Source organism: Pelodictyon clathratiforme, from assembly GCF_982375515.1.
Genome location: NZ_OZ455102.1, coordinates 1,715,754 through 1,737,796 on the forward strand (window position 1 = coordinate 1,715,754; position 22,043 = coordinate 1,737,796).

The following is a 22,043-nucleotide window of genomic DNA, read 5'->3' on the forward strand; positions in this document are numbered from 1 at the left end:
TTTATTATTTGCGGGTGGAAAAACAAAAAATGGTTACATTCTCCTCCAATCAATACATGACCGACCGAACATGGATGATTATGCCAATATTTTCCCCAATGGAAAACATAACCTGCCTGCCATGATCTATTTTAAAACTGCCGAAGAGGTTCTCTTTCAATGGGTTTCAAGAGTCTGCAGCGGAAACGCAGATGACATTGCCGCACTCTATAATGCATCCGCAGTGCTTATTCCTACCTTTACACCCCATACAGTAACAACTCCCGAAGGAGTCAGAAACTACTTTGGGCAACTTGCCTCAAGAGACGGACTTGGCGTACGCCTGCACAACAAGGCACTCAGAAAACAGTCATTGAGCGATACCCTTCATACCCTGAGCGGCATCTGTTCCTTTGAATTTGAAGTAGACCAGGTACTGCTCTCCTTTCCTTCACGATTCACCTTTGTCATAGACATCTCTCTTGAACAACCAATCCTGCACCACCACTCTTCACAGGTACCAAGAAATCTTTCGTAAATTGCGGTACAAAGATTCTCCTGAACAACGCATGAATTCCATGTGCGTTGTTCAGAAAATTCGCAACCCAAAGGAGGAATTACGGAATGTACAGAAACATTGCTGATTACGGGCTGATCGGGGATCTCCATTCTGTAGCCCTCGTCTCAAAAGATGGCTCCATCGACTACTGTTCCCTTCCATGGCTCGACTCCCCGACCATCTTCGCATCACTCCTTGATGATGAGCAGGGAGGCTTCTTCAGCCTCCAGCCCTCGGAACCCTTCAGCTCTGAACAGCAATACCTTGCCAACACCAATATTCTCTCTTGCAAATTCCGAACCAGAAGTGCCGAAGCGCTGCTCCAGGACTTTATGACGGTGGAAAATGGTGTTCACATAAAAAAAACAACCCATCGTATCCATCGCTGCCTGAAGGTCACTCAGAACAGCATGAGCTTTACACTCACCCTGAAACCCCGCCCGGATTACGCAAAAACAATACCATCCATTACAGAAGAGAGGAACAACCATTTTACGGTCAGATATGGAATCCATACCCTGACACTATCCATTGCCGGCGGTCATGTTCTTCCTCTCCACAATGCAGCAGGAAAACTCACACTGGCCTTGCAACTTGACGCTGGCGAGGAGGCACACATCGATCTGCTCTATGGAAATCAGGCAAACAGTGATCCCCTGCACTGTCCTTTTGAAGAAAACAAGATCTTCTGGCAGGATTGGGCACTCCTCTGCCTTGGAGAACGGTGCGCCTATCTCGGAGAGTTCAGTTCAATGATCAACCGCTCTCTGCTTCTGCTCAAACTGCTCACCTTTCAGCCGACCGGTGCCATTGCTGCAGCAGCAACAACCTCCCTTCCGGAAACCCTTGGAGGAGAACGGAACTGGGATTACCGCTTCAGTTGGCTGAGAGATGCCGCATTTACCCTCAAAGCACTCTTCGCCCTCGGTCACGTCAACGAAGCAGACAACTATCTCCGCTGGGTTCATGCCACTTACCGCAAATACGGAAGCCGTAATCTCCAAATCATGTACACCCTGCATGGCAATGACCGCCTCACAGAACAAGAGCTCGGCCATCTGAAAGGGTACCGCAATTCCCGCCCGGTAAGAATCGGCAACGACGCACATCGGCAAAACCAATGGGACATTTACGGTGAAGTGATGGATTCAGCCCTGCGACTTTCCGATTATGCAGGAAAAATTGATGAGGAACTCTGGCCGTTTTTCAGGGAAATCTGTACACTTGCCATTGAAAACTGGCAAAAACCTGATGACGGCATCTGGGAAGTACGCAATGGGCCACATCATTTCGTCTACTCAAAAGTCATGTGCTGGGTTGCCCTCGACCGCGGAATCACCATTGCCCGCCGTTTCGGCTTTGACGCACCCCTCAGTCGCTGGCTGCAAGAGCGCGACCGCATCAAAGAAGATATTCTGGCAAAAGGATTCGATCACACAGTAAACAGCTTTGTCCAGAAATACGGTTCTTCTGAACTTGACGCAAGCCTTCTGCTGCTGCCGATTGTTGGCTTCCTTCCCGCATCAGATGCAAGAGTGCAGGGAACCATCAACGCCTGCAAAGAGAGGCTGATGCACCAGGGTTTTCTACTCCGCTACAAGGCAGAAGACGGCCTGAAAGGAGAGGAGGGCGGATTTATACTCTGTAATTTCTGGCTTGTTGAGTGTCTGGCACTGTCAGGAAAAACCAGCGAAGCCCTGCAGTTACTCCATGAAACCGTGAGCGCATCGAACCATCTCGGCCTCTTTTCCGAGGAATTTGAGAGCACCAGGCATGAAATGCTCGGCAATTTCCCCCAGGCGTTCAGTCATATCGGCTATATCAATGCGGTTGCGGCAATTCTGGCGGCAGAGAAGCATCTCCATGAGGCAAAAAAAGAGAGCGCCCCTGGAAAAAAACAAAAAAAAATCATCCCCCTCCAGGTTACCCTGAACCCCCAACAGTCCGATCAACCTGAAGCAACCATCACTCTCGGTGCTGAGTTAAAAAAGAGACTTGGCCGACTGCAGGGTGCATTTTTCAATGCACAACGGGGAGTGGTCAATTACAACGCACTCAAACAATCCGAAGAGTTCAGCCACTACCTGCGACTGGCCGGGTCACTCAACAGCTTCAAACTCGAAATGCTCCGGAACGACGAAGAAAAAAAAGCTTTCTGGATCAACATCTACAACGTTCTCATTATTCACGGTGTCATTGAATTCGATATTCAGGGCTCAGTATTTGAAATCCCAAATTTTTTTGGCCGGATCGGATACACAATCGGCGGACTCTTTTTTACTCCTGATGATATTGAACATGGCATACTCCGCAGCAATCGACCACACACGCTCTTTCCCTTCAAGCCGTTTTCACCTCTTGATGAACGCCGCCACCTGATTGTTGCATCATTCGATTACCGTATCCATTTCGCGCTTTTCTGTTCATCCTCCTCCTGCCCTCCCATAGAGTTCTACGACGCAGCGCTCATTAACCGACAGCTTGAGACAGCCACAAAAAGTTTTATCAACCGTGGCGGAATAGAGATTGAGCACGAAACCAACACCCTCTGGATGTCGCTGATCTTTGAATGGTACCCTGAAGATTTCGGCAACAGTTCACGCGAAACAATCCTCTCACTGTTACCATACATGGATGCAGAAAAAAAAACCTGGATAGAACAACACATTGACACACTCTACCTTCGCCACCTGCCCTATAACTGGAATATGAACACGATCCTGCAATAGGGCAGCATCCGCTCTCTACTTCACCTTAAGCTCTTTCAGTTCGCTTTCAAGAGCATCAAGTTTCGCTTTCATGGCGCCAAGGTTACGCAGCATTGCCTCGTGCTTCAACTGATCACGCATGGGCTGCGCCGGATAACCACGCAGCGAGATACCCGGCTGAAGAAAGGATTTTGAAATTCCAGCCTGTGCAGCAACCTTGATGCCATCAGCAAGTTCGAGATGACCGGCAAATCCAGCCTGCCCGCCAATAATGCACTGACGTCCGACTGTTACGCTTCCGGAAATACCGGCCTGGGCGGCAATAACCGTATCATCACCAATGCGGCAGTTGTGAGCGATCTGGACAAGGTTATCGATCTTGGCACCCCTGCCGATAACCGTGCTGCCCATCGTTGCGCGGTCTATCGTAACATTTGCCCCGATTTCAACATCATCACCGATTTCAACAATACCCATCTGGGGAATCTTCACATAAGAACCATCACTCTGCGGAGCAAAACCAAAACCGTCAGCGCCAATGACACTTCCTGAATGAATGACCACCCGTTTGCCGATCAAGGTACCATCATAGCAGGTTACAGAGGGAAAAAGAACGGTATCATCACCAACAGAGACATCATGCAAAAGAACAACATGAGGAGCAATCACCGCATTGCTGCCGATCGAACAGCGATCACCAATAACGGCAAAGGCGCCGATCGAAACATCCTCACCAATCGAAACCCCCTCACCAATCACTGCCGTCGCATGAATACCTTTCGAGGCGATAGAACGAGGCAGAGCAAATTTTTTGAGTAGAAACACAAAGGCTGTATAAGGATCACTGACCTTGATAAATGAAGTGTTTTTACTGAACTCCTCAACAGAAACCGAGCGATGGACAAGAACGAGCGATGCTGCGGTTGAAGAGAGATATTTTATGTACTTCTCATTAGCCACAAAGCTCACCTGCCCCTGTTGCGCACTTTCAATCTTTGCCGGAGAAGAAACAACCCCCTCGCCACTCCCCTCCAGTTCAACAGAATCAAAAAATTGCTCCAGGTAGTGCTGAATATCCTTGATTGTCATATTTTTCAAGCCAATCACCTCACTTTAGAAAGAGGAAAAAATTAATTAATTTTTCGGCCTTTTTAATTATATTTGGCCTCCCCTGAATGTTTACCCCTGAAAAGGATCGAAAAACACTCCCGGGTTTTAACTGTACTGCCATAATATAACCCCTTTCACCCGAATATGCAGGACACGATGGCAAAACCCATTAAAATTTTCGCGGGACGCAGCAATCCGGCTCTCGCAGAAAAAATTGCTAAGTACCTCGACATGCCCCTTGGCAACGCAAAAGTCGAAAACTTTTCTGACGGGGAAATTTCGGTAAACTATTTTGAATCGATCCGTGGATCGGATATGTTCATTATTCAGTCCACCAATCCGCCAGGCGACAACCTGATGGAGTTGCTGATCATGATTGATGCTGCCAGAAGATCTTCAGCAGCAAGAATCACCGCAGTAATTCCCTATTACGGCTACGCCCGTCAGGACAGAAAAGATCGTCCCCGTGTCGCCATCACAGCAAAGCTCGTAGCAAACCTGCTCACCAAAGCAGGAGCACACAGAATTCTTACCATGGATCTGCATGCCCCGCAGATTCAGGGCTTTTTTGATATCCCGTTTGATCACCTCTACTCCAGTGTAATTCTGATCGATCATATCCGCGAAAGAGAATTTCGTGACAACCTCGTCGTCGCCTCCCCTGATGTCGGAGGTGTCAAACTTGCCCGCAAATTTGCTGAAGAGCTCGGTACCGACCTCGTGATTGTCGACAAACGCCGCCCTGCAGCCAACGTTGCTGAAGTAATGAACATTATCGGTGATGTTAACGGCAAAAACGTCCTCCTTGTTGACGACATGATCGACACTGCAGGCACCATTGTCAATGCAGCAAAAGCAATCCGTGAAGCTGGTGGCCTTAAAATCTATGCCGCAGCAACACACCCGATTCTTTCCGGACCAGCAATCAAAAGAATCGACGCATCAATACTTGAAAAGGTGATCGTAACCGATTCGGTCGTCACCAATCACGAATATTCAGCGAAAATTGAGACTGTAACCGTCAGCAATCTCATCGGTGAAGCTATCAAGCGTATTTACGAAGATGATTCTGTAAGCTGCCTGTTCGACAGCAAGAATATCATCGAAAAACTTACGAACCTTCATTAAACACAAGCGATAAAAGAGATAAAGGAAGAGCATGGAAACAATTGTATTAGGTGTAGAACCTCGCGTTATCAAAAAGAAAAATGCAGAAAAGCTGCGCAAGAACGGCATAGTCCCCGGTGTTATCTATCATAAAGGCGAAGAGACCATTGCTATAAGCGTCAATGAACTGGCACTCAGAAAATTGGTTCATTCAGCCGAATCACATATTATTGATCTTCAGTTCCCTGACGGAAAAATCAAACGTTCTTTTATCAAGGATGTTCAGTTTCACCCGGTTACTGACAGAATCATTCACACCGACTTCCAGCTCTTCTCTGCTGAGGAGATCATTGAACTCGAAGTACCGGTTGCTGTTTCCGGTGAAAGTGCCGGCGTTGAAAAAGGCGGAAAACTGCTGATTATCCTCCATGCGCTCACCATCAAAGGCAAACCGGAAGATATGCCCGACCACCTTGTTGTCGATGTTACGGCACTTGAAATCGGTCATTCAATCCATGTCAAAGAGATCCCCCTGGACGCCTATACCGGCCTGCAGATCATGGATGATCCCGACACTCCGGTCATTACCGTTCTTGCATCGAAAAAAGAGGCTGAAGCCACTCCCGAAGCGGCTGTCGCAACAGCAAGCTGAGAGCCTTTTAACTTCTGTTGACGAAACTGGTTCCTTACCATGCAAAGCTGCTTTTCCTCCCCGAAAAGCAGCTTTTTGTGGTTCAATGAAACACAGATTAACCGATAGCCACCAAAAGCTTGAAAACAGATCACAGCACACCATCACCCCTGCTGAACAAACAAACCGGTGCAGGAGAAAACCGATCACAAAAAGGAGTACGCATTTTTCTTTCGGCCACTCTCCTTGGCTTTGTGCTCATCCTGCTTATCCAGGCCGATCTTGTGCTGATCAGTTTTCGGTCACTCTTTACCGCAACAGCGCTCATACTCTCTGCACCGAAAGCATTCCAGGAGATCTTCAGCACCGAGATCCTTGAATTCTGGATAGCAGCCCTCTACCTTGTTGCCGTTCCGATCGTTCTGCTGCTCATTGCCCGAAAAAGATCATTACGCAAGAAAACACCTGAACTCCAAAAAAGCGAAGAACTGAGCATCGGCAAAATCAGCCTCAGGGCCTTCATGCGCCACACCATAGCTCTCTACGCTTCAGCCATTATTTTTCTCCTCTACTCGGCAGCATTCCTTGCTCCCTTCATCGCCCCCTTCAGCCCCTATGACCAGCAGGATTTTCTCGTCACCGCCTATCAGCCACCTCTCTCACGACTTGAGGCACTGATACTCCGCCAGCCAAAAAACCTGATCATCCCCCTGCAGAAAGGGAGCGGAACAACCGTTCAACTGGCCAACACTCTCATCAGCGATTTTCAGCTTCTGAAAACACGCAACGAACCCAACGCCATCCGATTTGTCAACGAATATCGCAGAGAGGGCAACAACGTCATCTACCGTCAGGGAATACGCACCAAAACCATCTCCCTCGCAGAGCTGGCTGGAGGCGGAAGAAGCAACATCGCCGTCACCCGTACCTTCATCCTTGGCACAGACCAGTATGGACGCGACATTCTCAGCCGCGTCATCTACGGCTCAAAAATTTCACTCTCTATCGGCTTTCTTGTTGTTTTAATCTCCGTCACCCTCGGCACCATAATCGGAGTATCATCAGGCTATTTCGGGGGCTGGATCGACGCACTCATGATGAGGATCGTTGATATCCTTATCGCCTTTCCGGCACTCTTTCTCATCCTCATCATCATCGCCACCTTCGGCAACTCCATCTACCTCATCGTCATCACCCTCTCCTTTACCGGCTGGATGGGTGTCGCAAGAATTGTCCGCAGTCAGGTACTCTCGCTCAAAGAACAGGAATTCATCCTCGCGGCAAAATCACTCGGCCTCTCCAGCATGAGAATCATCTTCCGCCACCTTGCGCCCAACACCCTCACCCCGGTCATCATAGCGGCAACGCTGCGGATCGGAAGCATTATCCTGACAGAAGCCGGACTCTCCTTTCTCGGCCTCGGTGTTCAGCCGCCAACACCAAGCTGGGGCAACATTATCAACGAAGGACGCGACAGCCTCCTGAACTACTGGTGGATATCAACCTTCCCCGGTATTGCCATTCTGACCACCGTGGTCTGCTTCAACCTCATCGGCGACGGCGTCCGCGATGCCCTCGACCCCAGAATGAGAGGATAGATAGTGCCTGAAAAGCTCAGTGCAGGGCAAATGCGAAACCCGTCAAATCAAGCACAACTCAGATAGATGCATTCGCTTCAGAAAGCCAGCGCATAGCAACCTCCGGATCGGTAAAAAAACGCAAGGTAAGGCCACGATTGACAACAACGTCCTCAAAAAAGCTTGCATCGCTCATAAACTTCGCATTGCAAACAAGAGCTACCTTCGCCAAAGCCGGAACATTTTCTGCAATAAATTCGGCTGCCTGATAGGTATCAAAAGTTCCAAGCCGATACTCAAGAGCAGTTTCATCGCAAAACACACGTGAAACACCCCCCTCCAGACTGGCATTGATAATGGCCAATCCATAGCCCTGAACTTCATCAAGACTCTCATCGAAACCGGAAGCACAAACAAAGAGGATGTCTCCATCGACTCTCATGGTATAGTGAATGCTCATACAACTACTTACTTTGGAGATCCAAGGCGCCATCGGGAAAAAATCCTGAACGAATCAGGTAGACAACGCGATCAGTTTCACACTCGAATCCGCCTCTACCTCAATGGGAAATGTATGCATTACATATTTCCCTGCCAATAGTTCACTGTACCACCACCTGCCGGGTTTTGCTGCGCACTTCGACTCCGGGACGGCTGGCGGCAAAGCGCTGCAAGAGAGCGAGGTGAGCCCGGGGAAGAAAAGAGCCGGGAACGAGGATGCAGCGCTTCGGCCTGGCGTAGTTCAGCCACGACGTTATCTGCTGCTGCTGTTTCGGGGCAAAACGGTAGACCCAAAGAAAGGCAATATCGGCTTTGTAAAGCTCCTCCTCCTTCAGGCGGCTGGTACCCGAGACAATGAGCAGCGAGCGCTCCCGACTCCAGAGCTTGAGCACCTTCTCCTCCGGGCGAATAACGACCATTGATGGAAGTAAAATAGTGCTGTCGGCCTGCAACATGTGACGAGCTGCGGGCGTTTTTGCGATGAGAGAGTCAGGGCTATAAAACTGCACGACCGCTTTGGGTGCGGCCATACCATACGCCGCGAGCTGCTCTGCAATGCGTTTCTGGTCACGCGCTGCCAGAGCTGCATCAATCTGCACGGTTTCACTGCCTGAGGAAAAGAGTGTAACAAGCCTCCTGCCAAGATTGACGGTCACCATATCGGGAGCAACAGGCGGGATACGAAGTGCAAAAGAGTACCAAAAGAGCAGGTTGAGACCAAGAAGCAAAGAGATGGCTACCCTCCCCCACGCTCTCTGAACGCTGAAAACGAGCAAAGCTGCGAGGGTAGCGTAATAGAGCCAAACTTCAATCGCATCGGGCCTGATGGTTATAGAGGCAAAGGGAAACTGGCTGAAATACAAAGCCGTACGAAGGGTAAGCTCTGCCAGAAAAAAGGAAGTTGCAGCAAAAAAAGAAGCCACATAGCCCGACACCAGATTAACCAAAAGCATCGGAACCAGAGCATACATCAGAAGGGTGGAAAAAAGTACCACAGGTATATTGGCAAGAATGCTGATAACCGAAAAAGTCCCGAAATAGTAAGCAATCACCGGCGAGACCCCGATAATAGCAGCAAGAGTAACCATCACACTGCTGAGCAAAAAGTGAGCGACGCCCCGCAATAACCCACCTTCTTTTTGCGGTGAAGCAATGAGATGGGGAGAGATCAGAAGAATGGCCAGCACCGCGCCATTGGTCATTAAAAATCCCGGATTCAGAAGATCGAAAGGGTCGAAAAGAAGAATGAGAAAATCAGCAACAGCAAGCGAATTAACCGGATAACTTTTCCGCCCGATCGTCGCTCCGCCAATCAGCACCAGAGACATGAGGGCTGCGCGTTTAACCGATGGAGAGTTGCCGGTCACAGAACTGTAGACGAGCAAAATAAAGGAAAAAATCACAAAAGAGATCCAGCGCCCTGCCGTGGTAACCTGGAAGCGCTGCAGGCAGATTTGAACAACAAGGGCAAGCATAACCATATTAAGCCCCGAAACAGCAAGGATATGCGCTGTACCCGTAAGCTTGAACGCCTCAATCACCTCCTCCGACATCGACTCTCTTTCGCCCGTAAGCACTCCGGCAGCAAGCTTTCGCTCCTCCCCATCCGGCAAAAGTTCTTCAAGGCTCTTCGTGATGTAGTTATAGACCGGCTTGACAACGAAACGATCAAATCCATTAAGCCCCGACTCCCCTTCATGCTGCACCTGCCAGGGCCCTGCAGAGTAAAATTGCACCGAAAGCTGCTTCATGCGAGCAGCTTTTCGGGGGTCAAATTCACCCCGATTGGATGCTTCAGGAACAAGATCGAGCTTCCCCTTCACCCGAACCATATCACCATAAGAAATAGTGATATCCGGCTTCCCCACACTGCGCATGAAGACCTTCGCCCGATCATGGAGCTTCACGATCTGCCCGTTTTCAAACAACTCTTCAACCTCCATCATCCAGCCAACTCCCGCGCCCGAAAAATGGGGCTGATCAACAATCCGCCCATACAGCAACACATTTTTACCGACAAAACGCAACAGCCCGTCACGGGCTGCATAATGAAGCCGGTAATCACTGCTCGCAGCAAAAGAGAAAAAGAGGAAAAGCAGATAACCGATGGAAGTGAAAAAAAGCGGATATGGAGCTTTATTCCTGACCCGTTCATACAGCAACCCGGCCAGAAGCACAAGAAGAGCAAAGAGACAAAAAAGCAGCCACCCCTCAACAGGAAGGGGCAGATTTACGCCCGCAAGAATCCCCAACACAACCAGAGCAAGCAGCCGTACCGCCGGGTATGGCGCGAGGGAAAGCTGCAGAGAGTACCGCAGCTCCTTTATTTTTTCTACGTTAGGCAAATCATTGTTTTTGTATATTCTTTTTTTTCATTCAAGCCTCTAAACGTCACACTCTGCATGCTTGTCAAAGAAATACTGAACTCTGCCGCCAAACCTGTCTTCAGTTTTGAGTTTTTTCCCCCGAAAAAAGATGAAGAGTGGGAAACACTGTTTGAAACCATTGCAGCGCTCTCACCACTCCACGCATCCTATGTCAGCGTAACCTACGGAGCCGGAGGATCGACCCGATCAAGAACCCATAACCTGGTAACAAAGATACAGAAAGAGACCGGTCTGACCGTCGTATCACACCTCACCTGCATCTGCTCCGACCAAGAGGAGACCGGAGCCATTCTGCGAAACTATCAGGAGCACGGCATCAATAACGTCCTTGCCCTGAGAGGTGACAAACCAGCCGGGACAACCTCAATGGCTGATGCCATCAAGGATTTCCCGTATGCCATAGACCTGGTTCGCTTCATAAAAAAAGAGTACCCCGACTTCGGTATCGGCGTTGCAGGCTTTCCAGAAGGGCACCCCGAAACACCAAACCGGATGAAAGAGATCGAATATCTGAAAGAAAAAGTTGACGCCGGAGCTGACTACATTGTCACACAACTCTTTTTCGATAACCACGATTACTTCGACTTCGTTGAGCGCTGCGCCCTTGGCGGCATTACCGTGCCCATCATCCCGGGAATTATGCCCATCACCACACGAAAAGGGATGATCAGAATGTCGGAACTGGCACTTGGTGCAAGAGTGCCCGCCGCTCTGCTGAAAAAAGTACTCACTGCAGCAAATGACGACGAAGTTGCTTCAGTCGGAATTGAGTGGGCTACAAATCAGGTTCAGGAGCTCATCGACCATCATATCAAAGGCATCCACTTCTACACCCTGAACATGGCCGATGCAACCCTTAAAATCTTCAACAACATCCACCAGTAACCCCGTCCAACCATCCGGAGCGACCCGCTTTCAGGTCAGCTCATTCTGCACAAGCTGTTCCAGCGTTTCACGTTTACGCACCAGCTTGACTTCACTCCCGTTCACCAGAACCTCTGCAGGGCGAAGCCGGCCATTATAATTGCTGCTCATAACGGCAGCATAAGCGCCTGCAGACATCACCGCAAGCAACTCACCCTCTTCTGCCGCTCCAATCGCCCGATGACGGGCAAAAAAATCACTCGACTCACAAATCGGGCCAACAACATCGGCAATAACCTCTTCCTCATGAAACGTTACCGACTGAACTTCATGATGCGACTGATAGAGCGCCGGACGAATCAGTTCAGTCATCCCCGCATCGACCACAAAAAACTGCTTGCCGGTATGATTACTCTTTTTATAGAGAATTCTGGTCAACAAAACCGAAGCATTGGCAACCAGATAGCGTCCCGGTTCAAAAATCACCTTCACATCAAGAGGCAACAGCATCGGAACCAGCTTTTCAGCAAAATGTTCAATCGGGGTTGCCGGTTTCAGGGGGTCGTAGGTTACCGGAAAACCACCGCCGATATCAAGAAATTCGATGGCAAAACCAAGCTCTCTGGATGCCTTGAAAATCGCCAGCAGCTTCACCGTAGCCGCCACATAATATTCCGGATCAAAAATCTGCGACCCGATATGCATATCAAGCCCCACAAGCTTGATATTCGGCAAGCGGGAAAGCAGCGAAAATACCGTCGAGAGCTCAGCCTCATCAATACCAAACTTCTCCTTGCTGTCGCCAGTGGTAATATAGGGGTGGGTCTCAGCCGTCACATTCGGATTGATCCGTATTGCAACAGAAGCTGTTAAACCAAGCTCTCCTGCAATCCGGTCAATAGCCCGCAGTTCCGAGAGCGATTCAGCTTTCAGCATAAGTACCCCGCTCTGCAGGGCATAAACAATCTCATCCTCTCTCTTGCCAACCCCGGCAAAAATGATTTTATCAGGAGAAACACCAGACTGCAATGCCCGATAGAGTTCTCCGGCGGAATTAACATCACACCCACAGCCAAGTTCAGCAAGCGTACGAATCACACTGAGATTATAGTTGGCCTTGACTGAATAGCAGGTAAAATGGGGCAGCGCCTCAAAAGCGCACTCGAAAGCCTTATAACTTTCGATGACGCTTCTCCTCGAGGTCACAAAAAGAGGAGTTCCAAAATTGGCGGCAAGCTCTTCAAGTTTGACGTCATCACAGCAGAGCGTCGTACCGGTATAGCGAAAAAAATTACTGTCAAGCACGGTTGCAGTTACCTGTTAAAGGGTTATAAAGTGAGAAAAATAGCTTTTCTCCCGTTATCATGGAAAGAAAAAACCCATTACTTGCAAAATCACCTTTTAGGTTTTATATTCACAGCTCTTTACAATTTCACACCTGATTGAGGTTTACCATGGCAAAAGGAAAAGAAAACAGAATCGTTATCACCCTTGAATGTACCGAAGCAAAAAAAGAGGGAAAAACGGTCTCAAGATATACCACAACAAAAAACAAGAAAAATACCACAGAACGTCTTATCTTGAAGAAGTATAACCCCAATATGCAGCGTCATACCCTGCACAAGGAGATCAAATAAGATTTTTTCTGTACTGGTCTGAGCATAACGCAATGCCCGAATGGCGGAATTGGTAGACGCACGCGTTTCAGGGACGCGCGCCGCAAGGTGTAGGAGTTCGAGTCTCCTTTCGGGCACACAACAATCTTCCCAGGCGATATGCACGTGAATACGCTTAACAACATATCATCAGTCGATTCAGCTCAGACCAGGTTTTTCACATACAACGCACAGGTATGCACCTTTTCTTGAGAGGGTGCTTTTTTTTGTTCCTATAATAATCCAAAATATCAGCCGTAGTGGATCATACCAAAATAAACCTCCTTGTCAGGCTTCAGCACCTTGACAATCAGATAGAAAGCATCGTCAGCCTTCAAAAAGGGCTGCCGGAAGAGATTGATGCTCTGGATGAAGACCTGGTATTTACCACCCGCCAGATCGAATCACGAAAAAAAATAGCCGACGAACATCTGAAAACACGCTCTCGATTGCACGAAACGATCAATGAGTGCAAGAACAAGATCCTGAACTTCAAGGAGAAGCAGACACTCGCCCGCAACAACAAGGAATATGACGCACTCTCAAAGCAGATTGAATATGAAGAAAAAGAGATAGCGCAAGCCGAAATCCAGCTTCAGGATATCGTCCATACTATACAGCGGGCACAGGAAATCCAGAAAAAAGGACGGCAGCTCATTGCAGAAAATCGCTATGACGAAATTACGGAAGAGATGATGCCCGACGACATCCTGCATCAGCAGCTTGAAGATCTGAAAAAACAGGTGGACCAGAAAAGAGAAGAGCTGGAAAGCATTGTCATTGAAACAGCAGAGGATGTTAATTTGCTGAAAAAAAAGGTAATGGAACAACGGGCACTGATTACCAGCGAAGCAAAAAGACTGCTCGACAAATATGACCATCTCAGAAGCGGCACCTTACAGAATGCGGTTGTCAGCCTGAACCGCAACGCCTGTTCCGGATGCAACACGAGGGTTCCAACCAATCGTCACACCATGATTGTACAGGGCGGATTCTACCTTTGTGAATCTTGCGGTCGCATTGTGGTTCATGAGCGGCTCTTTGAAGAGGCTGAATAAAATAATGGTACACGCGTTTCTGAATATGAACGCACTCTCTTTCATGATGGTTCTTTGAAAAGCTGAAACCGCAAGTGTGCAGTCGCCGTGCAGCCCATCCGGGCTGTGCAGAGGAAAGTCCGAACTTCACAGGGCAGGGTGCCGGTCGAGAGTTGCAAAACTCAAGCCCGGGGATAACGGCGCAAGCCGCTTGTCACAGAAAGCGCAACAGAAAACAGACCGCTTCGGGCAACCGGAGTAAGGGTGAAACGGGGGTGTAAGAGACCACCAGACATGACAGTAATGGCATGTGCTTGGCAAACCTCCCCGAAGCAAGGCTAAATAAGAGGACTTTTCCCCCAGGGGAAAAAGAGCGGCCCGTTCAATTCCGCAAGGAGAGTTCTCGGGTAAGCCGCATCAGATAAATGGCTGCAGTCTTACCCGGTCTCCGGGTAATTCACAGAATTCGGCTTATAGCTTACGGTTTCAGCTTTTTTTATCCCCCCTCCCCTTTCCGCATCACATTGGTAATCCACCTTCACGAAACAGATTGTGAAATCCCCACATGGAACCAAAAATGAGACTCAAAACTGCCATAATAAGCCCCACCACAACAGAAAAAATAAACATGGCAGGAATACTGGCGAATACCCACTTCACCATAAACAGCACCATCGACCAGAAAGGCATACGAATATCGGTAACCACCACCTTCTGTTCATCATGAATTTTTTTATCGTCCATAACCACTTTTTATTTAACGATTACAAAGCTCCTCCCCTCTCATCAAAAGAACGTACAAAAATGAGAGCATAAGAGTGCGCATTACACAGGAATCCCGTCTTATACTCAAGAGGAAAAAAATATCGTGACGATCCGCTTTTAAAAGCTTACCGCAGTTCCCTTTGACGCCTGAACACGCATCAACTCCATCCAGCCGGAACCCGACCGCTTTTCAGCCAGAGCCACAACAATATGCTGTGGCTCAATGCCCAGGTCAAGATTTCTTCCAAGTCCCTGCACGCACGAAGGGCAATTGGTCAGAATGACAGCCCTCTCTTTTCCATGCATAAGCTCCGTAATGGCATCCCGTTTACGGTGAAGCATGGAATCGGTAATATCCGGACGCGACAACGCCAGCGTTCCCGCCTCAGAACAGCAGTGCGCTACAGCGGTCACACTGCCGAACCCACCCAGCTTATGCAGCGTTTCCCGAGCCTTTCCCGAAAGCGAATCGTGACATGGAGCGTGATAGAGATAATCTCCTTTGCCATCAAGCTTCATCCCTTTATCAAAGGCAAAAGCCGCAATATCGACGATCTTTCCGCCAAAAATCTTGCCGGTTTCAATCGCATCAAGCCCCTCCATACAGGTACCACAGGTCACCACACAGGCATCAAAATCGAGATAGGAGAACATCTCCCTGATCTGGCTGAAAAGCACGGTATTACGCAGCACAATACTCGAATACTGGTCGCTCTTTGCATTCACATGCGCCGGAAAACCACAGCAGAGAAATGGAGGAGGCAGCACCACCCTTGCACCAAGCTCAAGCAGCAGATGCAGCGCCGCCATAGAGATGGTAGAATTCATGCGCTCGGAACCACATCCCGGAAAGTAAAACACATTACTCGTCACCTCACCCGCAGGCTCAAAAACCAGCACCTGATCGGGGCCACACTCCGGCAAAACATCACGCAAGGTACCCTCAGGAACTGGTGGCACCGCAGAGCGCAACAGACGAAGCGGATAAAGAACCGGATTATTATTTTCCAACTGTAAAGAGGAAGAGAGCCTGTTACCCGCACGCTGAACCGCCCCGCCAACCCGCAGCACCGAACGGCGAAACAGGGCATTAAACACCGGCGAACGACTTTCGAGATAACGCAAGGTCAACTCAGTAACCGGAGAGGAGTGCTTGAAACCCCACTCCGACAGAATTTCACGCTCCAGCACCGAAACCTCCCCGCTGTCGATATCCACCGGACAGGGCTTAAGACATTTGTGACAGATGGTACAGTGATCGGCCACCTCTTCAAGCCATTGCAGAAGGGCAAAGTCGGTAGTCCGCTCCCGCTGGGCATCAAAAAGAAGCGCCTCAATCAGCGACCCTATCGCCAGATTCTTGTTTCTTGGATGATAAAACATTCCCCGCGAGGGATAATAGACACAGCAATCCATCTTGCATTTACCACACCGAATACAGTAATCGACCTTTTTTGAAAGCTCCGCAATCTGGGCTCGCCTGAGAATATGCGCCTCAAGTTCAAGCAGATTGAATGAGGGGGTAAAAATGGAGTCAAGCACCTCATAATCATCAAGCTTGCCAGGATTCATAATCCCCTTCGGATCAACCCGGCGACGATACATCGACAACTCTTCAACAATGGCCGGATCAAGATACTTCAGTTTGGTAACCCCAATACCATGCTCGCCCGACACCACACCACCAAGAGAGACCACCTTTTCCATAACATGGTCGATCACCTTGTCTGCCCGCTCAAGCATGGGCCTGTCATTTGAAAGTACCGGCACATTGACATGCACATTGCCATCGCCCGCATGCATGTGCGTAGCCAGCACAATGCGACGATCACGAACATGCAGGTATGCGCCATCAAGGGCTGCCTGCATATCAGGATACCCCTGCACCAGCTCTCCAAGCTCACTGCAAAGCTCCTGCACAACAGCAAGCGAACGGAGCGACTCCTCAGGCTCTGCATCGATCTTTGAGCTGAACAGTTGGCAAAGCTCAACCCCGGCAGGAATCTTTGAGGCAAACTGGCCACCATCCTCGCTTACTTTCGAAGTTTCAAGCAGAGCGCGTGCACGCTCCACAAATCGATGCTGCGCATACCGCTCCTCCTCAATATTGAGATGATCAATAAAACGGGCAAACTCTGCCAACGCTTCAAGCGGAATAACAATATCCTCGTTAAGTTTGAACGCATTGGTTCGCCGGGCAATAGCGCCAAGCTTTTTACGGTCAGCCCAGAAGCGGACACCCTCCGCACTATCCCTTGCAAGAAACATCAAGGTATTTGGATGGGGATCGAGCAGCCGTTCCACCCGCTCCACACCGCACTCCACCTCCGCTACGCTGTTACCGGCAATATCAATCAGCAGCACCGCCTTCGGTGTCTGGGCACGGGGCGCCTTTACCTTGTAATCAATAGCCCGGATATACTCATCATCAAAATGCTCAAGAGCAAGCAAAGCCTCACGATTTTCGGAATGGAGCGGAAATATTTTCGAAAGCTCAAGAATCACCCGGCTTGCCTCATCCATATCAGGCCCAAAAAACTCAAGGCAGAGCGTCCTCTTTTCCGGGTACTTCGGATAGAGCACAAAAAGAGCCGAGGTGATCACCCCGTCCGTACCCTCCTTCTGCAAACCGGGTACTCCCCCGAGCGCCTTATTGGTAATATCCTTCCAGAGCCCTTTTTTACGAATATCAGTTCCGAGCAGTTCAATACGATCAATCCTCTTGCCCGACTCATTCCACACCTCAAAAACGACGGTATCCTCATGCATAATTTTCCGCAACCGATGATCAGCACGCTTTACCGTCCAGTTTTCTCCCGAAGGCATCGCCATCCGCCACTCAAGCAGGTTGTCGATACAGGTACCCCAGCGAACCGCCATCTTTCCACCGGCATTTTCCGCAATATTGCCCCCGATTGTACAAGCCCACTCACTGGTGGGATCGGTAGCAAACACAAGACCCTGCTCATCAGCCGCCTCCATCGCATGTTCAGTAATCACACCCGCTTCAACGTCAATCACTGACGCCTGGCATATCTGACCATTTTCCAGTTGAAAATCACGCACCGAAACACCCCGGATGCGGTTCAGTTTTTCCATATTAATAATCACACACTTCGAGCGCAACGGCACCGCCCCTCCGGTCAGCCCTGTACCGGCGCCCCGAGGAATAATATTGAGGCCAAGCGCAGCAATCGCCGTAATCAGCGGAGCAACCTGCGACTCCTGATCAGGCGTAACCACTGCCGAAGGAAGATGAAGCCTCCAGTCGGTAGCATCGGTAGCATGTGCGGCAAGAGAAAAAGGATCAAAAAGCACATTTTTCACCCCCACAACAGCGCCAAGCTCCCGCTTCATTCGCCGACGAAGTTCAGGCGTCTTCTCAACAGCCAAACGAAACCGCTCAAGTTGCTCACGCAGAGCCGCCACAATAGCCGAAACCCTCTCTTCACCATTGGCCATCTCAACAATCGTATCAAGCTCGGCAGAGGCCCTCTCAAAAAGACGACGGCGTCGGGTTGAAGAGTTCACCAGCTCCTGAAAGAGATAGGGATTACGGCGGTGAATAAGAATTTCACCAATAATACCCATAAGCAAGCGTGCCGACCTTCCGGTAACGCGCAGATCGCGCAGCTCATCAAGCATCTGCACAATATCCCGACCGAGCAGGAACGATATTGCCTGCCGATCACCTGCGGAAGTATAATTGAATGGTATCTCACGTGGAACAATCGTCGAAGGGTTCACCATTATCGAGCCTGTTGATGTTAAAAGCAATAACTTATGTTCTATAAAGTAACAAACCGGACTCAAAGTTGAACATGCAACAAAAGAAATGCTTGCGATTGCCCAGGGAATTTTCCTTTTTCAACAAGTTTCCTGGCCTGTCAAGAGCAGCAAGCATATGGGTCACACAACTCACGGCAACATCTTTCAAAAAAAAGCTGGCGCAAGAACACCGGAACACTGCGGCCTCCCTCTTTACGGCTCTTTTATTAACTGATAAAACATAATACAATCAGCTATATTGGAAGATTCGGAAATGAAGATGATGAAACTTTCCCGGCACAAAACACGGCAAAGTTATCTCAGCGCAGATAAGGTACCTTTCAGAACTTTTGCTGCCGAATACGGATAAAAGTTTTCAAAACAAAGATGTATCATGACAAAAACCCCCGCAAGCAGCCAGAAAATTAAAGCAAGTGAAGAGCATGCACTCAAGAGTGAAGAAAAAATTCCTTTCCCGGTCGTCGGCATTGGCTCTTCGGCCGGTGGACTTGAAGCGCTCGAACTGTTTCTGAAGCATGTTCCTTATCCCTGCGGCATGGCCTTTGTTATCATACAGCACCTTGACCCGACGCACAAGGGAATTATGGTTGAACTGCTTCAGCGGGAAACGGCAATGCCTGTCTGCCAGGTCAGCGACAATCTTGAAATCGAGCCGGATCATGTCTATCTGATTCCTCCGAACCAGGACATGTCGATACTGCACGGGAAATTGTTTTTACTTGACATGGTCAAACCACGTGGTCTTCGACTTCCTATTGATTTCTTTTTTCGTTCAATGGCCGATGACCTTAAACAGCATTCCATCGGCGTGATTCTCTCTGGAATGGGTTCCGATGGCACACTTGGACTACGCGCCATCAAGGAAAAAGGTGGTGGAGTATTTGTACAGGATCCAGCTTCCGCGAAGTTTGACGGAATGCCGCGAAGCGCTATTGACGAAGGACTGGCTGACGTTATCGTACCAGCAGAAAATCTTCCCTCAAAAATCATTGCTTATGTAAAACATCTTCCCGTCATCTTAAAACCGGCCTTAACCATCGAGGAGCAGGCACTGAGCTCGCTGAAAAAAATCATTATTCTGTTTCGAACACAGACCGGACATGATTTTTCACTCTACAAGAAAAACACGATTTATCGCCGCATCGAACGGCGCATGGGTATTCACGAAATTGAAAAAATCTCTACCTATGTCCATTTTTTACAGACGAATCCCCAGGAAATCGAGCTGCTTTTCAAGGAGCTGCTGATAGGGGTAACCAGCTTTTTCCGGGATCCTGATGCCTGGGAAATTCTTAAAAAAGATGGCATACCCTCCATTCTCGCATCCCGTCCATCTGGCGGTATTATTCGGGCCTGGGTGGCAGGATGTTCAACAGGTGAAGAGGCCTATTCCCTCGCGATTGTCTTCAGAGAAGTCCTTGCAACAACAAAGCATCCCGGCAATTTCAAGCTCCAGATCTTTGCAACAGACCTCGACAAAAATGCCATTGAAAAAGCCCGAACAGGAATCTATCCATCCAATATTACTGCTGATGTTTCTGCGGAGCGTATCAGTCAATACTTTGAAAAAGATGACCGGGGCTACAGAATTACAAGAGCGATTCGCGAAACCATTGTCTTTGCTCCCCATAACGTTATTATGGATCCACCCTTCAGCAAGGTCGATATTCTCGTTTGCCGCAATCTGCTGATTTACATGGAGCAAGAGCTGCAGAAAAAACTGATCCCGTTATTTCATTACAGCCTTAATCCCGGCGGAATCCTCTTTCTTGGAAGCGCTGAAACAATCGGATACTGTGGCCAACTGTTTCAGACTCTTGACAGCAAGGCCCGTCTTTTCCGTCATATGCATCAGGCAGAGAGGGCTGAGTATGTTGATTTCCCCGCATCTTTTACCCATCCTTTACACGACAGTTCAACTCTTCCGGTCACACAGGGCAAACCGATGACATCCGATCTCAACCTGAGTACCATATGCGATAAGCTCCTGCTCCAGTATTATACTCCCGCAGCAGTACTGACCAATGAGCATGGCGACATTCTCTACATAAGCGGTCGTACAGGGAACTACCTCGAACCAGCAGCAGGAAAAGCAAACCTGAACATCTTCGCAATGGCAAGGGAAGGGATTGGCTATGAGCTGAATATTCTGATCAGAAATGTGCTCCGCGAGAAAGGCGAGATTTCCAAAACGGGAGTGGCAGTCGGAACAAACGGAGGAACAAAAATCATTGACCTGACCGTCAGGTTGATTGAAAAACCGGATTCCCCTAAAAACATGCTCATGATTGTTTTTACCGAAGTTGCAAAAAAAACAGCAGAAAATCTGGATCAGAATCCCGTTGCAGATTTCAATGACCGGAGGCTTGCCTCACTTGCTGAAGAACTCAAACAAGCAAAAGAGGAAATTATCACCATACGTGAAGAGATGCAGACCTCGGAGGAGGAACTGAAAAGCACGAATGAAGAGATGCAGTCAGCCAATGAGGAGATGCAGAGTACCAATGAAGAGTTAACCACATCAAAAGAGGAGATGCAGTCGCTGAACGAAGAGCTGCAGACGGTTAACCATGAACTGCAATCAAAAGTGACTGACCTTTCACAGGCCAACAATGACATGAAAAACCTGCTGAACAGCACGGACATTGCAACACTTTTTCTTGATGATGAGCTCAACATACGACGCTTCACCAACCGGACATCATCCATCATCAAACTCATTGCAAGCGATGTTGGACGTCCCATAACCGATATTGTTACCGAACTGCAATATCCTGCACTGCTTGAAGATGCCCGCGAGGTTCTTCATACTCTTGTTTTCAGTGAAAAACAGGTTTCTGCAAGTAACAATCGGTGGTTTAGCGTCAAGATCATGCCCTATCGAACACAGGAAAACCGTATTAACGGCCTGGTAATTACCTTTACTGATATCACTGTCGCCAAGAAACTCGAAACAAGTCTGCGAGAGATTGAGAAGAGTTTCCGTTTTGTGATTGACACCATGCCTGTTGCGATTATCGTTCATCAGGCCGAAGGATGTATTACAATGACAAATCAAGAGGCCGAGCGAATTACAGGAATTTCCATGAAAGAGATGCTCGGTAAAAATATTGCCGATCTTGGATGGAAACTGCTCAAGGCAGACGGCTCAGAATTGCCTCCCGAGGAAAACCCTGTTGTGGACGCATTGCGCTCCGGCAAGACGATAAACGGAGTCGTTATCGGCATTATCCACGCCCAGGATCGCAAAACACGATGGATTAAAATCAGTAACTCGAACAGATTACAAGATGAAGAGGACAAAAACAGCCACCTCTTTACAACATTTTTTGAAATAAATAACCCGAATTCCTGAAAAAATTTGATTCCGGAAA

General features: G+C 48.8%; 15 protein-coding genes, 1 tRNA gene and 1 other RNA gene. 11 read left to right on the top strand and 6 right to left on the bottom strand.

Features of this window, described 5'->3' with window-relative positions:
- Positions 1–70: 70 nt before the first annotated feature.
- Together AC56AD_RS08260 and AC56AD_RS08265 are read left to right on the top strand one after the other, a co-directional pair.
- Positions 71–517 carry a hypothetical protein gene (locus tag AC56AD_RS08260; protein ID WP_012508363.1) on the top strand — a complete coding sequence of 149 codons (447 nt, stop codon included), beginning with the start codon at positions 71–73 and terminating at the stop codon, positions 515–517.
- An 86-nt stretch (positions 518–603) separates the two neighbouring features.
- Positions 604–3,267, top strand: a complete 2,664-nt coding sequence (locus AC56AD_RS08265; RefSeq protein ID WP_012508364.1) for a glycoside hydrolase family 15 protein — start codon at positions 604–606, stop codon at positions 3,265–3,267.
- A 15-nt stretch (positions 3,268–3,282) separates the two neighbouring features.
- Here AC56AD_RS08265 and lpxD read toward each other — a convergent pair whose 3' ends face one another.
- On the bottom strand, positions 3,283–4,335 hold the full coding sequence (gene lpxD / locus AC56AD_RS08270; protein WP_012508365.1) for a UDP-3-O-(3-hydroxymyristoyl)glucosamine N-acyltransferase: 1,053 nt from the start codon (positions 4,333–4,335) through the stop codon (positions 3,283–3,285).
- Between the two features lie 177 nt (positions 4,336–4,512).
- On the opposite strand from lpxD, the gene AC56AD_RS08275 reads away from it, so the two are divergent.
- The 3 genes from AC56AD_RS08275 to AC56AD_RS08285 all read left to right on the top strand — a co-directional run bounded on the left by AC56AD_RS08275 (position 4,513) and on the right by AC56AD_RS08285 (position 7,692).
- On the top strand, positions 4,513–5,484 hold the full coding sequence (locus tag AC56AD_RS08275) for a ribose-phosphate pyrophosphokinase (protein WP_012508366.1): 972 nt from the start codon (positions 4,513–4,515) through the stop codon (positions 5,482–5,484).
- A gap of 31 nt (positions 5,485–5,515) precedes the next feature.
- Entirely contained in the window at positions 5,516–6,115 is a 600-nt protein-coding gene (locus AC56AD_RS08280; RefSeq protein WP_012508367.1) for a 50S ribosomal protein L25/general stress protein Ctc, read from the top strand.
- 119 nt (positions 6,116–6,234) lie between these two features.
- Entirely contained in the window at positions 6,235–7,692 is a 1,458-nt protein-coding gene (locus AC56AD_RS08285; RefSeq protein WP_012508368.1) for an ABC transporter permease, read from the top strand.
- A gap of 58 nt (positions 7,693–7,750) precedes the next feature.
- On the opposite strand, the gene AC56AD_RS08290 is transcribed toward AC56AD_RS08285, so the two are convergent.
- Together AC56AD_RS08290 and AC56AD_RS08295 are read right to left on the bottom strand one after the other, a co-directional pair.
- Positions 7,751–8,131 (bottom strand): hypothetical protein, encoded by a 381-nt coding sequence (locus AC56AD_RS08290; protein WP_041526487.1) that lies wholly within the window; start codon positions 8,129–8,131, stop codon positions 7,751–7,753.
- A 142-nt stretch (positions 8,132–8,273) separates the two neighbouring features.
- A complete protein-coding gene (locus AC56AD_RS08295; RefSeq protein WP_012508370.1) occupies positions 8,274–10,517 on the bottom strand; it encodes a ComEC/Rec2 family competence protein in 2,244 nt (747 codons plus the stop codon).
- A gap of 57 nt (positions 10,518–10,574) precedes the next feature.
- Here AC56AD_RS08295 and metF point away from each other — a divergent pair, with 57 nt between their 5' ends.
- The gene (gene metF, locus AC56AD_RS08300; RefSeq protein ID WP_012508371.1) at positions 10,575–11,444 is read left to right on the top strand and encodes a methylenetetrahydrofolate reductase [NAD(P)H]; all 870 of its coding nucleotides are present in this window, start codon (positions 10,575–10,577) and stop codon (positions 11,442–11,444) included.
- A gap of 30 nt (positions 11,445–11,474) precedes the next feature.
- Here the strand turns inward: metF and lysA are convergent, their stop codons facing one another.
- Positions 11,475–12,728 carry a diaminopimelate decarboxylase gene (lysA, locus tag AC56AD_RS08305; protein WP_012508372.1) on the bottom strand — a complete coding sequence of 418 codons (1,254 nt, stop codon included), beginning with the start codon at positions 12,726–12,728 and terminating at the stop codon, positions 11,475–11,477.
- Between the two features lie 149 nt (positions 12,729–12,877).
- Between lysA and rpmG the strand changes: the two genes are divergently transcribed.
- From rpmG to rnpB, 4 genes are all read left to right on the top strand, one after another.
- On the top strand, positions 12,878–13,060 hold the full coding sequence (gene rpmG / locus AC56AD_RS08310) for a 50S ribosomal protein L33 (RefSeq protein ID WP_012508373.1): 183 nt from the start codon (positions 12,878–12,880) through the stop codon (positions 13,058–13,060).
- Positions 13,061–13,094: 34 nt separating this feature from the next.
- A tRNA-Leu gene (locus tag AC56AD_RS08315) sits at positions 13,095–13,176 on the top strand.
- Positions 13,177–13,338: 162 nt separating this feature from the next.
- On the top strand, positions 13,339–14,136 hold the full coding sequence (locus AC56AD_RS08320; RefSeq protein ID WP_012508374.1) for a zinc ribbon domain-containing protein: 798 nt from the start codon (positions 13,339–13,341) through the stop codon (positions 14,134–14,136).
- Positions 14,137–14,202: 66 nt separating this feature from the next.
- An RNA gene (rnpB, locus tag AC56AD_RS08325) (RNase P RNA component class A) lies at positions 14,203–14,605 on the top strand.
- Positions 14,606–14,634: 29 nt separating this feature from the next.
- On the opposite strand, the gene AC56AD_RS08330 is transcribed toward rnpB, so the two are convergent.
- A complete protein-coding gene (locus tag AC56AD_RS08330) occupies positions 14,635–14,859 on the bottom strand; it encodes a hypothetical protein (RefSeq protein WP_012508375.1) in 225 nt (74 codons plus the stop codon).
- Between the two features lie 138 nt (positions 14,860–14,997).
- Positions 14,998–18,630 carry a DUF3683 domain-containing protein gene (locus AC56AD_RS08335; RefSeq protein ID WP_012508376.1) on the bottom strand — a complete coding sequence of 1,211 codons (3,633 nt, stop codon included), beginning with the start codon at positions 18,628–18,630 and terminating at the stop codon, positions 14,998–15,000.
- A 412-nt stretch (positions 18,631–19,042) separates the two neighbouring features.
- Between AC56AD_RS08335 and AC56AD_RS08340 the strand changes: the two genes are divergently transcribed.
- Positions 19,043–22,024, top strand: a complete 2,982-nt coding sequence (locus AC56AD_RS08340) for a chemotaxis protein CheB (RefSeq protein ID WP_012508377.1) — start codon at positions 19,043–19,045, stop codon at positions 22,022–22,024.
- Positions 22,025–22,043: the final 19 nt, after the last annotated feature.

Excerpts from the sequence above, each read along its gene's own strand:
- metF (WP_012508371.1), top strand. The coding sequence starts at position 10,575 with ATGCTTGTCAAAGAAATACTGAACTCTGCCGCCAAACCTGTCTTCAGT.
- rpmG (WP_012508373.1), top strand. The coding sequence starts at position 12,878 with ATGGCAAAAGGAAAAGAAAACAGAATCGTTATCACCCTTGAATGTACC.
- AC56AD_RS08335 (WP_012508376.1), bottom strand. The coding sequence starts at position 18,630 with ATGGTGAACCCTTCGACGATTGTTCCACGTGAGATACCATTCAATTAT.
- AC56AD_RS08265 (WP_012508364.1), top strand. The coding sequence starts at position 604 with ATGTACAGAAACATTGCTGATTACGGGCTGATCGGGGATCTCCATTCT.
- AC56AD_RS08340 (WP_012508377.1), top strand. The coding sequence starts at position 19,043 with ATGACAAAAACCCCCGCAAGCAGCCAGAAAATTAAAGCAAGTGAAGAG.
- AC56AD_RS08275 (WP_012508366.1), top strand. The coding sequence starts at position 4,513 with ATGGCAAAACCCATTAAAATTTTCGCGGGACGCAGCAATCCGGCTCTC.
- AC56AD_RS08330 (WP_012508375.1), bottom strand. The coding sequence starts at position 14,859 with ATGGACGATAAAAAAATTCATGATGAACAGAAGGTGGTGGTTACCGAT.
- AC56AD_RS08260 (WP_012508363.1), top strand. The coding sequence starts at position 71 with ATGGATGATTATGCCAATATTTTCCCCAATGGAAAACATAACCTGCCT.
- lpxD (WP_012508365.1), bottom strand. The coding sequence starts at position 4,335 with ATGACAATCAAGGATATTCAGCACTACCTGGAGCAATTTTTTGATTCT.
- AC56AD_RS08280 (WP_012508367.1), top strand. The coding sequence starts at position 5,516 with ATGGAAACAATTGTATTAGGTGTAGAACCTCGCGTTATCAAAAAGAAA.
- AC56AD_RS08290 (WP_041526487.1), bottom strand. The coding sequence starts at position 8,131 with ATGAGCATTCACTATACCATGAGAGTCGATGGAGACATCCTCTTTGTT.